Below are 13,589 nucleotides of genomic sequence, written 5' to 3' on the forward strand. Positions count from 1 at the left end.
TAAACTTAGAGGATAAAATACGATTACATTAGGAATCTATTATCATATATATATATATATATTTATATATGTATATATTTTCAACCAAAGCATATTTTTATGTTTGCCATCATTTCATTATTGGCTAATATTTTGACCAATAATCTCTACAACAGTAATAATTAACATTCTTAAAAAGATTAATTATTATGATCCTGCATTAATATTATAATTTAAACTCCACTTATGATGCCCATTTGCATTACTTAAGTCAATAGTTGCATTCGGCCCAAATTTAAATGAATAATTAGGTTGTCCCCAACCATGGACGAAACCAGCACTAATATTAATTTTTGAATCTTTATATTTGGTAGGAATGGAAATTTTTTGAGAAGTGTAAACACCTCGGGCAGTAGAATTATTTATTTCTGGTATTTTCCATTGAGTTCCATATATACTTGATCGATCCGCTTTTAAAGTTTGCTCAAATTCATCACCAGCAAACCAAGATTGACGAGCTGAATCTGTATTATCTAAAGCTTTCCCTTTATCTCCCCATGTAATTCCAAGTGTATCATTCCCTCGAATACGGGGCATTTCATTCCAAAATTGACTTGAAAATATTTGATAAACGTAATTAGAATCTTGTTCTCCTTGATATATGGCAAATAGATTAAAATTTTGGCCTTGATCCGTCAGCACTGAAGGGGGGTCCATATATTGAATAGCACTACTCTTTTTAAAATTTCTTTTTAAAATTTCATTTATTTCTTCTATCTCCATATTTTCTATTGATTCTTTATTATGATCGTCAATAACATATTTAGTTCCTTTTAAATCTGTATATTCATGCTTTTTTTCTGAAAATTCTAAAGAGGCCTTTTTCCCTCCCGCTTTTACTATATCCTTTTTTAACTGGCCATTCATTTTTGAAATCTCACCTTGTGAAAATCCCATCTCATTTAAAATATAATCTATTTGCTCAACTTTTAAATTTTCTATAGATTTTACCCCTTGAATTCTACCATCTTGAGTTTTCGCAATTTCAAATTTCCCATTTGAATTAGGTAAATTAACTTCTGCAGATGCAGGATTGGTGAAAACTAAACTTACCCCTATCCCCATTACCATTATAGAACTTAATGTTTTTTTCATAAGTTTCCCTCCTAATATATAGCCCAAAAGATTATTATAAAGAAATAGATATCCCCTTAGTTATTTTAAATTAACTTTAAGATATTTGGATAAAGACTCTTGAATCATCGCAAGCTATTAAGCGTGAAAATCATTAATTAATTTTAGACAGTAATAAACACAGCTCCATAATTAAAGATGAAAGCTGTGTTTATACTAGTAAAAACACAGAATCTAGGTTTATATCAACTATTTGGCAAATTTATTTTATAAACAGAACTTGTCATTTCTCCTCCAAGCGGCTTCTTCATTGCTTCATCTGAATATAAACGTGTAACAGTAAACTGTAACCAATTTGTAGTTAAAGGATTTGCTTCATATAATTCATAGTAATAGTAATAAATATCAAGTAAACCTGCCTTTGCTCCTCCCATAGCAAGTATTAAAGCAGCAACTGGGCATTTAGTTATAGCAGAAATACCTGCAGCTGTTACTGCTACAGAGTCTCTTAATGGTCTTGTGCTACCATACAATTTGCCCATATATGTAAACTCCTGCCCTCCTCGATTATACTGAGGACCCTTGTCCAATCCATTAAGTGTACGCGATTGCCCTTGTAACACATTATTCATATTCAAGTCTTCGACTAATTCATCATCGATAGTTAATTCGTTAGTCATTTTATTAAACTTAACAATACTATTCTTTCCGTTTTCCTGAACTTTAATAGTTCTAAATTCTGTTGTTTCTAACACATTAAAATTCACATTCCCTATTGTACTTTCTTGGATTATGTTTTTTTGTATATCTTGATAGTTGTTAGGTTGAGTTGCTGCTGAAGAAGAAATAGGTGCAGCTGATAATAACATGACAGCCGATAATGAACTAATTACAATTTTTTTATTCATAATACCCTCCGATTATTCTGTATTTTTTCACTAAACAAATTATTCAGTGTATTCGTTGTAAATTATAAACACATGATCTAAAAATTGTAAATACTTTTTTTGGAAAAAATAATCATTTAAGACTACATATTCATTCAAAAAAAATCAAATAATAATTAACTAGTAATCAATAGAAAAGGTTTCTTTAACTTCAAATCTCTTATTCCTCTATATTCAAACATGATACATAGTAAGAAATAAGTTATATGCATATATTCACTAAATCAACAAGTTTACAAGGGCTAATAATAAAATAAGAATCACAAATATAATGTCTTAAATTTTGTACACATCAATTTTTTTATCTCTATTTTTAAACAAACATATAACTTCTAGAATAAAAAAATTAATTAATCTAGATTTAATTATCACATAGCAATATCAAGACGATTAACTTTTAACCTTTTGATTCCCTATTAAATTAATAATATATGCACCACCTTTTAAGATCCTAAAAATTCTCCAAAATTTTACAAACATCAAAATAAAATATGTAAATTTTTAGAAAATTATGCTATGTTATAAACATTGTTACTTTATGGAAAAAATACACAGGAGGAATTTAAATGAAAATAAAGCGTTTATTATCATCTGCGGCTGCAATTCTTATAGGTCTATCTCTAAGCCACCCTAGCAATACGTATGCCGCAAAAACAGATATCCATACTATTTCAAAACAAGAAGCACAAAGTAAAGCTGAAAAATATCTTAAAGGAGTAAGTAAACAAGCCAACTCAAAGTGGCAAGATACCCATTTCAGCGAAAGTAAAACACTATATGATTTAGAAGGACAGATTACTGGATACTTATTTCAAGTACAAAAGAATAATGAAGATCTTGGATATATCATTGCGGATAGTAAGAACAATGGTTCTCCTATCTTAGAATCTACTAGAGAAGGTTCTAATCCCTACAAAAATATTGACGAGGGAAAAGCTATATATACTGGGCCACTTCACCATCTAAAAAAAGAGAAAGACAAAGTAATTAATATCCACACCAGCCAAGCCATAGGTATAAATCAAGCCAAAAGTATACAAATAGATAAAGATAAAGAAAAACAACATCAACCTCACACATATAATGCACCCCAGATGGAATTAAACTCACAAGAACCGGATTATAAAGAACATAATATTAGTAATGTACCTGATTACACCTGGTATCATGGCTGTTCTCCAACAGCAATTGCAAACTTAGTAGCTTATTGGGGACAACATGGATATGATAATTTATTTCGAAGTAATGAAACTTCTAATCAATTAATTGATAATTTAGGTGCCGCAATGGGTACAGATTCAGCAGGTAGCACTATCGAGTCTAGAATGAAGCCAGGGCTTGAACAGTATTTTCAGAGTCGCGGGTATAATCCTGTAATTGGGTATGATGAGAAACCTACTTATGAAAAATACATAAAAGAAATTGATTCAGATAGACCGATAATAATAAACACGCTCGAGGAACCTTATTATGGGAATCATACAATGACTGGAATTGGTTATATGCAACTATACCTGCCTGAAACAAATGAAAACTATCGTGACATAGTAGTGCATGATACATGGAGTGATTCACCAACGGATGCGTATGTAAATTATGATAAATCCGCAAAATATTTTAGTAGTTATATTACTGTTACACCATTTTCTTTACTTGATGTTCCTAAAAATCATTGGGCTTACAACGAAATTACTTATATGGTTCAAAAGAAATTTATGAGCGGGTATGGAAATGGTTATTTTGGTCCCACTGATAATATTACGAGAGAACAATTAGCAGCTGTTTTGTATAGATACCTAAAACCACAAGATACAACTAACAATCCGTTCACTGATATAAACGATAATCCGTTTAAAAAAGAGATTTTAGCATTAACAAAGATGGGGATATTTAGTGTGAATCCAGAAAAAAAATTCAATCCCAAAAATATAACAACAAGGGCTGAAATCGCAGCTGTATTAACAAAATCATTTGATTTGAAAGTAAAAGCTCCCTACGAATTTGATGATATGAAAGGGCATTGGGCAAATGAATATGTAAAGGCCCTTTATAGTAACGGAATAGCTAGTGGAACTGGTGGAAAGAATTTTAGTCCTAACGCTCCTGTGACTAGAGAACAAATGGCTATGTTTTTATATAGATCAATCAATCTAAATCCTAATTTTATGCCAAATTCTATTTAAGCTTAAAAGAAAGTTAAAATATTTTTATATAATTCAAGAATAATAGCAATAAAATTGTATTGATTATTATCTCAAACTAAACATTTCAATTTTACAATGATTTACTCGTTATCTATACATGTTACTAGCCTCTGCTTTTACAGGGGCTTCTGTTCATATATTGAAGTAACATATGCCTATGGGCATTTTGATACAATATACACAGCGTCAATTCCATTAACAAATTACATAATGAATTCGCTTCACATCTAATAATACACATTTTAATAATCTTATTGAATATTCACATAGATATACTAAATCATGAAAGGAAGAATTTTACCTTTCTTTTTCTTATATTTTAGAATTAAAAACGTATCCCCACCTATATTTACCTATGCGAATTTAAGAAATAAATAATTCAAAAAGAAAAATGAAAATACTACAACAAAGAATATCCATTTGTTTCTTTTCATTGGTTTTCAAGCATGTTGTATATAAGAAAATAAGGCAATACCTGACATGGTAAATAAAAAAATGATAATAATCAATCATCTGCAATACCCCCTCCATACAAAAATAAGAAGTCTCTTTTTAAGAGACTTCTTATTTCTAATACAAACGACATACATAGGGTAAATATACACAATATTATCAGGATGGTGTGCTTTGTTACTCCTTTAGCATAACACACAATATCTCATTTTTGTTCAATAATCCCAATTCATAAAACTTTATCAACATTAAAATATTTCATTTAAAGTAAACGAACAAAAATAAACTCAACGAAATATTCACTTATAAAACCAACATATATAAAAAAACAGCTACAATTCCATTCATAGTTTTAAAAATTTGTCCTCCTCTTCTTCTAAGAATATTCTAAATCTCAGATAGATTATCTTATAGCGCCACCTTATGTATGCAGAATTACATATCAAACCATATTGAAAATCATTCTCATTGTAACTATAATGGTTTCAAGAAGTGGTATTTTCACTTCCTTTTCAAATCTCAAAATATATTAAAGGAGGAACTAGCATTATGAAAAAAGTTATTTTAGCAGGGGCACTAGGAATTGCAGTACTATCAGGTATGAATTTACCAGGAGTAGAGGCACCAAAAGCGAGTGCGGCAACTACGAATTTAGAAATTCAAGAAGTTACAAAATATTACTCTATGAATTCCTATGAAGTTTCTCAAAAAGAATCATTTAATCTTAGTAAAGGGGACGAACTTACAGTCTTTGTACAAAATTCCGGGTTCCCAATTTCTTATACAGTCTTTGATGCAGATAATCAAGTAATTGGCACATACAATGCTAATTCACCATATGGTCGCGTATTCAAAGCACAAAAAGACGGTAATATTTCTGTTCAATTTCAAGCAGGAGTAAATTCTTCTTACATGAAGAAAATGAATTTCACAGCTAAATTTGCAGTTTCTCAACTTAACCAACAATAAAAAATGTAACGATTCTCTTTAAAAGCAAATTAAAAAGGTATATCCCTTCAATGGGATATACCTTTAACTTTAGTGAATTTTATATTGACCAGATAACTGCTCTTGCGCCATACGAACTAAACGTTTCGTAATCTCTCCACCTACTGAACCATTTGCTCGTGATGTTGAATCTGGTCCAAGTGTAACGCCAAACTCCTGAGCAATTTCATACTTCATTTGCTCAATTGCACTTGCTGCCGCTGCTATTAAGATTTCGTTTGAATTATTATTTTCTCGAATTTGCATTTTTTAAACACCTCCGTTGAATTTGGTAATATCATGCTCTATTTCCAACAAAATATGCAAAAAAATTATTCGTTTAGCTATTTTTCATATATACCTAAGCTTTCATCTCTGATGTGGGAATAAATAAAGGTATAGGTCATACTCTATACCTACACCTTCTTCTATCCTACTTACTTTTGAATTCCCCTATTAACCCCTGTAACTCTTGCGAGAGCCAATTCAAAGAATTTGCTAACTCTGCAATATCTTGTACATATAGTTCTTGCTCTTTCATACTTGTCTCCACATTACTACTGCTATTCACATATGTATTTGCAATGTGTGATAATTCATTTACAAACTGAACAATTGTTTGATTATCTTTTAGAATGTCACTTGAATGATTCGAATTCGCTTTAATTTGATTTGTAACAGATTGTGCAGATTCTGAAATCTTTTCAAAGAAAGCACCACTACTTTGAACAAGTGTTATTCCTGATTCAACTTCCTTTGAACTCTTCTGTATGGATCTTACAGCTCTCTCTGCTTCAGCTTGGGTTTCACCAATTAATTTAGCTATATCCCTTGCAGATGCCTCGGTTCTTCCCGCTAATATACGTACCTCGTCCGCAACACCTGAAAATTCTTCTCCCATCTCTCCAGCACATGAGGATTCAGTAGAAGCATTTAAAGCTAATGAATTTGTTTGATTTGAAATGGTTGTAATTACAGTAAGAATTTCATGAATTTCCTTAGATCGTACTTCTAATGCATAAATACTAGAAGATACATCCTGAACTGTATCTTTGATTCTTTTCATTTGATTCACGATTTGCTTAATCAAATCTTTTCCCTCTACAGAATGCTGGTCCATGTCTTCCAAAGCATTGCCAACTTGTTTTGCAGCTCCTTTAATTTCTTTCATCTTACTTTCCATTTCTTGAACAATCCCTAAACATTTTTGCACTACATATTCATGAGAATGTGCTCCTAAATTTAATCCTGTAATAGCACTTGCAATTTCTTTAAAGGCTATGCTATTCTCTTTTGTACTTACCGATAATTCCTGTGAAAATGTCGAAACCTGCTCAGCAGTCTGCCTTACTTTATCTATAATACTATTAAACTTTTTAATAGTATTATTAAAATAGATATTAGTTATTCCTATATCATCAGATCTTTCATTCAATTTAATACTTAAATCCCCTTCACCAACTTTACGTAACCCTTCTTGTAAATCCTTTAAAGGCGATAGAGAGTTTCGTGAGATAAATATTTGAATTGTAATTGCGATTGTTAATGAAATTATAATAAATAGTAAACCTTGTATCATAAATTGTTTCTTTGTAAGAGGAATAATGGAAGCATCCAAATCGGCTGCAACAATTGCAATTATATTTTTATTTTCATCTGTAACTGGCTCTAAAATTGTTACCCAGAACCCTAATTCATCTTCATACACTTCTGTCATTTGTGCCTGTTTTGTTTGTATTACTTTATCATATGTTTTCATCCAATAAGTAGGCTGCTCATAGTATTCACCTGGTTTTACAGAAACAGTATTTGCTAATTGTGTATCCAAAGCTACTATTTGTAATTCAGCTTTATCATTTAGCTTGGCTCCTGTAGCATATGTTTGCCCAACACTTTTCATATCTTTTATAGATTTATCTAATTGCTCTGTCAATTTTTCTTTCTTCACTCTTTGAGCTGTGGGGTCTTTTGCTACATCTTTTACTATTTCTAGATCTAATTGATTTAATACCGCATCACCTGTTTCAAAAGACTGCCTCTCAAATATAGACATCATACTATTTTGAAACATATTAAAACTTAACGCTCCCATACTTCCAACAAGGGTCAGAATTACTAATACCGTTAGTAATACATTTTTTTGAAGCAACGATAGCTTATGCCAATATTTTTTCATTGATTTCACCTTTCTTATTTTCAACAATACAAAAACAAAGTAGTAGCATATTAAGAGTTTCTCTTTCTGTTATTAATTTAAACTTTAAAATCGCATACTAATCGTTCAACCAAACGTTCCAATTTTTTTCATTTACAATTTCATCTTTTATATGTCCAGCTGCTCCTGGAAATCTATTAAAAGGAAGACGTAATACTTCTACTACTTCATCTTTTCTATTTGTACTGATTTCTTCTAAATCGATTATATTAAAGGGTTTACCTATAATAATTGCTATAATGTTTAATAGACGACTAAGAATATTTAAAATTCCATATTTATCTCCTAAAGATTTTCAAATTAGACTTGTTGCAGCACCTTCTGCGAGGATTTTTTATACTATCGTTAGTTTTAAATAAAGATAAGAATTTTTAAGAGACTGGTCTTTAGTTATTTTTATCTTGCAGAACAATAAAATCTGAAAGTTTAATTCAATTTCCTATTTTATAACTTTTTTCCTTATTTTTCTATAACATTATAATATTTACCTGTACAATCAAAACTTAGACTCTTTTGGCCTTTACTCTTCAATTGTCTTAAATTCATATGAGGTAGCGCAGAAAGTAAATTTTTAATAAAAAACTTTTGTATTAAAAAATGCAAAAATACATACTCCTTCAAAACTATATGCACTTAAATATTCATATAGTAAAATAAGCAGTACAAGCGTGTCCTATACATCATATTTCCTTAACGGGCTTGATATTATATTCATCATAAAATTGGTGTGATCTTAATATCTCACTTAGCTCTTTAATATTTTGATATTAACAATATAGTGTTAATATATCCCTACTTTATCGCTAAATCTACATATAAGCCAAGAATTCAATTACAGAACAGTTTTTATCAATAGTAGATGAAAACATGTCAAACAAAAAGAGACTCAATTATTTATTACTTTTCATATAGATGTAATAAAAGATTATAGGAGAAATATAGATGCTAAAAAAAATAAATAGATTTATGTTTGCTTTGCCTACCATTTCTTTTGTTTTTCTTATTTTATTAGGATCATTTTTATTTGTAATACCATTAGATCTATTCTTACCTGAAATACAAAAAAACCCAATAACAGAAGCAACTCTTATTCTTCAAGTTTTATTAGGGGTATTAGCGGCACCTATATATGAAACAGTAGTTTTTCAAGTATTTTTATTTTGGCTATTAAGTTGGATTCCTTACATTAAAAATCGCGATTACCTTATCATTTTAATAGCTTCAATTATATTTGGATTAAATCATCAATACGGAATCACTTATATAGTTGGTACAACGATAATTGGTCTTTTATATAACTATGCTTATTGGGTATATAAAAAAAAGAATGAAAAATATCAGGTTACCATGTCTGCTTTTTGGGTTGTTTTTTTGATTCACTTATTACATAATTCTGTTGCTTTTATAGCTTCAAATTTATCATTTTAGCCAAGAAGACTCCTTCCTCAAGGAGCGTAAAGGGTCAAAAAGCCAATTAAATAAATGCATTTGCTTGTCCCATGGGATGTATTTTAGAGTATGCGACAACGGATCATAAAGGATATCATCAATATAAATCCAACCCAGAAGACTACGCTGTTTGTCCGCTACGTGAGGTATGTTTTTCAAAGAAACAAAAAGTTATCACTCATCATATATGGGAGAAATATAAGGATATCGCTAGAAAAAACAAACTAACAGTTACAGGGAAAAAGTTTTACAAAGTACGCTGTTCAACTATAGAGCGAAGCTTTGCGGACGCCAAAGAACTACATGGCTATCGATATGCTCGATTTCGGGGGCTGAAGTCTGTCCAAATGCAGGCTTATCTCACCGCAACTTATCAAAACATGAAAAAAATAGCCCTCCATCTGACCAAAAAAGGTCTGGTGGAGGGCTATTTTTTTGAAACTCTATTATTTTATGTTGTTTTTATTCACTAAAATCAAAAACAAACTCATCTTATGACCGCGTTTCTTCTTACGAAATTAAGTAATTGTTTCAATAGCTGGTTTTTTAGTCATAGAATTACTTTCTCTCTCAGCTTTATTATTCTGTTCTTTCGCCTAAAATTCCAATATCCCCATTACTTCCTTCGTAAATAGTTTGAAATCAGTTAAATGTTTTTCAATAATTTGACGAACAATATCTAAATTTACACTTTGATAATCATGAACAGCAATATTACGAAATCCAACCATCGCCTTTAACTTATTTGCTAGATCAGCGCTAAGTAATCCTGCTGTAACCAATAAATCAAAGGCCTCTCGACTAGATTGGGGTAATCCTAATTTTTTCCCTGCAACAATATGCATTGCTAAATCAATACTCGCTTCACAAGCTCTTTGTATATTCAATATTATTGAATCTTGTTTTGTAAAGTCCTCTAAATTTTCAGGGTCATTTCCATACACATCTTGGATTCTTTTTATACAACGCTCTATTGTAGAAATTTTATTTAAAATAACCTCATTCTTCATATATAGAACCTCTTTTCTTTATATCATCAAATACTACCTGTCGTTCTTCATTCAATTTTGAATACATTTTTAAGGTTTTCATTTCAAAAATAACCTTACGTTTTTCATCCGAACAAAATATTGTCTTACCTGTATGTATAATCTGAGCTTGAAAAACTGTAGAAGCTTCGGATAAATCAACTAAATCAACATCTCTATGAACAATGTTAGCTAACTCCTGTGCTAATAAAAAACGTTCATAGTTCCCTAATGTTGTGTCACTTACATAAGCTATATCAATATCACTATCTTCTCGTTCTCTGTTCTCAGCCGTTGATCCAAACACAATTATCCAATAGGGATTCACCGTCTCTTGTAATTTTTCTATAATAGCTGTTATCATGCTTTGAAAAATCATTTAATTAATCCCCCTTATTGTACTTGAATTTTATTATATCATAACCAATCATAAATCCTTTAAACGACTATAAATATGTAAACAAAATTAAGCTTTTTTAGTACTTAACTCCTCACAAAATCAGAAGCTTATTTCTGACCTAAAATTATTATAGTTCAGGGGTAGATATATTGTAGCTTTGGATCTTAAATAATTGTTAATAATCCAACACTTGCCTGTTAAATACCTTTTATATTTTCTTCCTGCAAAAGCAAAAGACTGACAATAACTGTCAGCCTCTTACTTTAACAACTCTAAAGAACTTTAGCCTATTTCACAATATACATTCTAATAGTTTGAGGATATATTGCTCTAACAAAGCATTATATATTAATCCACCTTTACTTTTTCTTTTACCTTTGTAGGGAGTTCATCTTTTTTAACTTCTTCCCAAGATTTCACACCTTTTTTCTCAGAGTAATATATACGTAAAAACGCTTCTTTACGAAGATTTTTTAACGCTGTAAACTCCATTTCTTTCTCCTTACCATCCTTATCAAATCCAGGTAATTTATATTCGTAAGTCGTATCCCCATTTACATTTTTCTCTTTTAATTTTTCACCATCCTTGGTAATTTGCACATAATATGTATCTGTACCAAGACGATTTAAATTACACCCGGATAACACCACAGTAAACATCACAAAAACGCTACACATAAGCACTATTCGTTTCATATTATTCACCTCATATCTTTTCTCACAAAAATTATATCCTAATCTATTGGCTGCCAAAATTCATTTCCATTACGCTAACATTACGTTTTTGTAAGGTAGTAAAAACAGCTTAAAATTAAAAGGATATGAATTCATATTTCTATTGAATCCATATCCTTTATTCTTATTGAGTAAACTATTTTACATCATTCTAAATAGGAGGTATTTTTATTATTCTGGGAAAATGAAATTAGAGTTCCCTTCACTATTATCGGAATCCTCTTTCGGGAACGTGATAGTAGAACCTTGATTTCCTTTATTTATTTCTTGCTCTTCAGGAAATACAATGGAAGAATCATTACCTAAGTTTGGTGAAAAACCTAGTTTAGATAAAATAGCTTTTAAGTCAGGTAAAACACCAATTTTATCAGAGATTGAATCGTTAGATTTCGTTCCAGTACTAGGGTCGCTTAAAATATTCCTAAGCTGGCTTGGTGTATATACTTTTCCCTTATTATTTTTTGCAATTCCTTGAATTGATGCAGCAGCACCAGCAATAATAGGCGATGCACTAGATGTTCCAGCAAAACTAGATGTATATAGATTTGTTATAAATTCACTTGGTTTAGCATCTGTAGTATCTACTGCATTCCCCCATCCATACACATCCACTCTACTACCGTAATTAGAGAAATATGAACGTTTATGAGGAACCCTTGCAGAAGCTGCCCCAACCATAATTGCCCCTGAATCTTTAAAATCAGGACTATTACGATTTAAAACTTGTTTACCATTACGGTCTCTAAATTGATCCAAGTCATTTCCACCGTTTGCACCTGCTTCAATAATAATAATTCCCTTATTTGTTCCCATGCGAATTGCATCAAATATGTCTGGTTTTACTTCCACAGGAAAATAGTTCTTATCTCCATATCCATCGTAAGTTGCTTGTGCCTCTAGTAAAAGAATATCTCCAGCTTGCATATTGTTAACGGCACTTAAAATAGCATCAGCTGTATTATAATTTCCGTTATCCCTAATCTGGGATACAACCTTTACCTTAGCCTTTGGTGCAATCCCAATTCCACCTATGTTATTATCCTCTGCAGAAACAATTCCCAATACTGAGGTACCATGATCATGGTGTTCACTCTTATTCTGTCCAGACATCAATTCTATCTTCTGGTTCACTAAATCTTCATGACTTAATAACCAACCATACTCCATGTCTACAAAAGTTGTTCCTTTTCCGTCTCCACCATTTATACTCCAAGCATAAGGTGCATTAATTCCTAATGGTGCTGGTTCAAGGTAACCTTGTCTTGTAAGTCTAGGCTCATCATATGGATTAACAGATAAATTTGGTAAACGCTCTTCAGGTGGCGTTTCTTCTTCCTGTAGATATGCCGTTTCAATAAGAGATGATTTCTCAAACTTTGCAAGTAAGGCTTGTACATCCATATCACCTTGATTTTCTACAATATAATAGTTTAGCAAATTGGAAGAAATATGTTCGGAGTCGTTTATTTCTCTACCTAAATTTTTAATTTCTTTAGGATTTAAAGAACTAAAAAGTCGATTTATAGTTACATTTGGATATTCGGCTAAAATTTTAATTAATTCAGGGTCTTGTTTTTCTTCTTTAATGAATTTTTCCACCCCATCCTGATATGGTAAATTTACTTCATTTTTAAATTTCAAAATTAATTGTTTAGTAGCTTGCTTATGTACAGTAGAATTCAATTGCTTATTTGAATAATTGTAACTAGCTGCATAGGCAACTTCTGATTTATCACTTGGAAGTAATCCACCCACCCCATTAAATGCTGTTAACGCAATTGAAGAAACTATAATTCCCTTAAAAATTTTCAAAATGTGCACCTCTTTTAATTTATATATGATTATAAAATGCTTTATATGGCCTTAATTCTTTTTATATAAGCTTCTTATATTTCCAACTCCGTTCATTTTTCAATAATTGCTTATACATCATTAATACAACTACTTCATGTCATCAAACCTATTAATTTAGCTGCACAACTGTAACCATTATAGTTACAACTATAACGAATAGTCAATCTAATTTTTTATGCAATTTCGCATTTTAAAGAAAGAATG

At 30.8% G+C, this 13,589-nt stretch carries 11 protein-coding genes and 1 pseudogene; 4 read left to right on the forward strand and 8 right to left on the reverse strand.

The window, feature by feature from the left end; translation table 11 throughout:
* Nucleotides 1-186: 186 nt before the first annotated feature.
* Both N2V80_RS28185 and N2V80_RS28190 read right to left on the reverse strand, forming a co-directional pair.
* The gene (locus N2V80_RS28185; RefSeq protein WP_061654721.1) at nt 187-1,134 is read right to left on the reverse strand and encodes a hypothetical protein; all 948 of its coding nucleotides are present in this window, start codon (nt 1,132-1,134) and stop codon (nt 187-189) included.
* Nucleotides 1,135-1,358: 224 nt separating this feature from the next.
* Entirely contained in the window at nt 1,359-2,021 is a 663-nt protein-coding gene (locus tag N2V80_RS28190) for a hypothetical protein (protein WP_061654720.1), read from the reverse strand.
* A 605-nt stretch (nt 2,022-2,626) separates the two neighbouring features.
* On the opposite strand from N2V80_RS28190, the gene N2V80_RS28195 reads away from it, so the two are divergent.
* Nucleotides 2,627-4,243 (forward strand): S-layer homology domain-containing protein, encoded by a 1,617-nt coding sequence (locus N2V80_RS28195; protein ID WP_340981013.1) that lies wholly within the window; start codon nt 2,627-2,629, stop codon nt 4,241-4,243.
* A 1,023-nt stretch (nt 4,244-5,266) separates the two neighbouring features.
* Nucleotides 5,267-5,686: a hypothetical protein gene (locus N2V80_RS28200; RefSeq protein WP_061654680.1), complete on the forward strand. Its 420-nt coding sequence runs from the start codon at nt 5,267-5,269 to the stop codon at nt 5,684-5,686.
* Between the two features lie 69 nt (nt 5,687-5,755).
* On the opposite strand, the gene N2V80_RS28205 is transcribed toward N2V80_RS28200, so the two are convergent.
* Both N2V80_RS28205 and N2V80_RS28210 read right to left on the reverse strand, forming a co-directional pair.
* The gene (locus tag N2V80_RS28205; RefSeq protein WP_001167049.1) at nt 5,756-5,971 is read right to left on the reverse strand and encodes an alpha/beta-type small acid-soluble spore protein; all 216 of its coding nucleotides are present in this window, start codon (nt 5,969-5,971) and stop codon (nt 5,756-5,758) included.
* 166 nt (nt 5,972-6,137) lie between these two features.
* Nucleotides 6,138-7,880, reverse strand: a complete 1,743-nt coding sequence (locus N2V80_RS28210) for a methyl-accepting chemotaxis protein (protein WP_061654679.1) — start codon at nt 7,878-7,880, stop codon at nt 6,138-6,140.
* Nucleotides 7,881-8,861: 981 nt separating this feature from the next.
* Between N2V80_RS28210 and N2V80_RS28215 the strand changes: the two genes are divergently transcribed.
* Complete coding sequence (locus N2V80_RS28215; protein WP_061654678.1) at nt 8,862-9,347, forward strand: CPBP family intramembrane glutamic endopeptidase; 486 nt, start codon at nt 8,862-8,864, stop codon at nt 9,345-9,347.
* A gap of 50 nt (nt 9,348-9,397) precedes the next feature.
* A pseudogene (locus N2V80_RS28220) lies at nt 9,398-9,841 on the forward strand (transposase); the annotation flags it as partial.
* Between the two features lie 123 nt (nt 9,842-9,964).
* Here the strand turns inward: N2V80_RS28220 and hepT are convergent.
* The 4 genes from hepT to N2V80_RS28240 all read right to left on the reverse strand — a co-directional run bounded on the left by hepT (nt 9,965) and on the right by N2V80_RS28240 (nt 13,343).
* On the reverse strand, nt 9,965-10,378 hold the full coding sequence (gene hepT / locus N2V80_RS28225) for a type VII toxin-antitoxin system HepT family RNase toxin (RefSeq protein WP_000787540.1): 414 nt from the start codon (nt 10,376-10,378) through the stop codon (nt 9,965-9,967).
* Nucleotides 10,368-10,775 (reverse strand): type VII toxin-antitoxin system MntA family adenylyltransferase antitoxin, encoded by a 408-nt coding sequence (mntA, locus tag N2V80_RS28230; RefSeq protein ID WP_000577226.1) that lies wholly within the window; start codon nt 10,773-10,775, stop codon nt 10,368-10,370. Before mntA ends, hepT begins: the two co-directional genes overlap by 11 nt.
* A gap of 369 nt (nt 10,776-11,144) precedes the next feature.
* Nucleotides 11,145-11,492, reverse strand: a complete 348-nt coding sequence (locus N2V80_RS28235; RefSeq protein ID WP_061655863.1) for a YxeA family protein — start codon at nt 11,490-11,492, stop codon at nt 11,145-11,147.
* Nucleotides 11,493-11,702: 210 nt separating this feature from the next.
* On the reverse strand, nt 11,703-13,343 hold the full coding sequence (locus N2V80_RS28240) for a S8 family peptidase (RefSeq protein WP_061655864.1): 1,641 nt from the start codon (nt 13,341-13,343) through the stop codon (nt 11,703-11,705).
* Nucleotides 13,344-13,589 lie beyond the last annotated feature (246 nt).

This window comes from Bacillus sp. FSL W8-0640 (assembly GCF_038007725.1).
Classification (GTDB): Bacteria; Bacillota; Bacilli; order Bacillales; family Bacillaceae_G; genus Bacillus_A; species Bacillus_A cereus.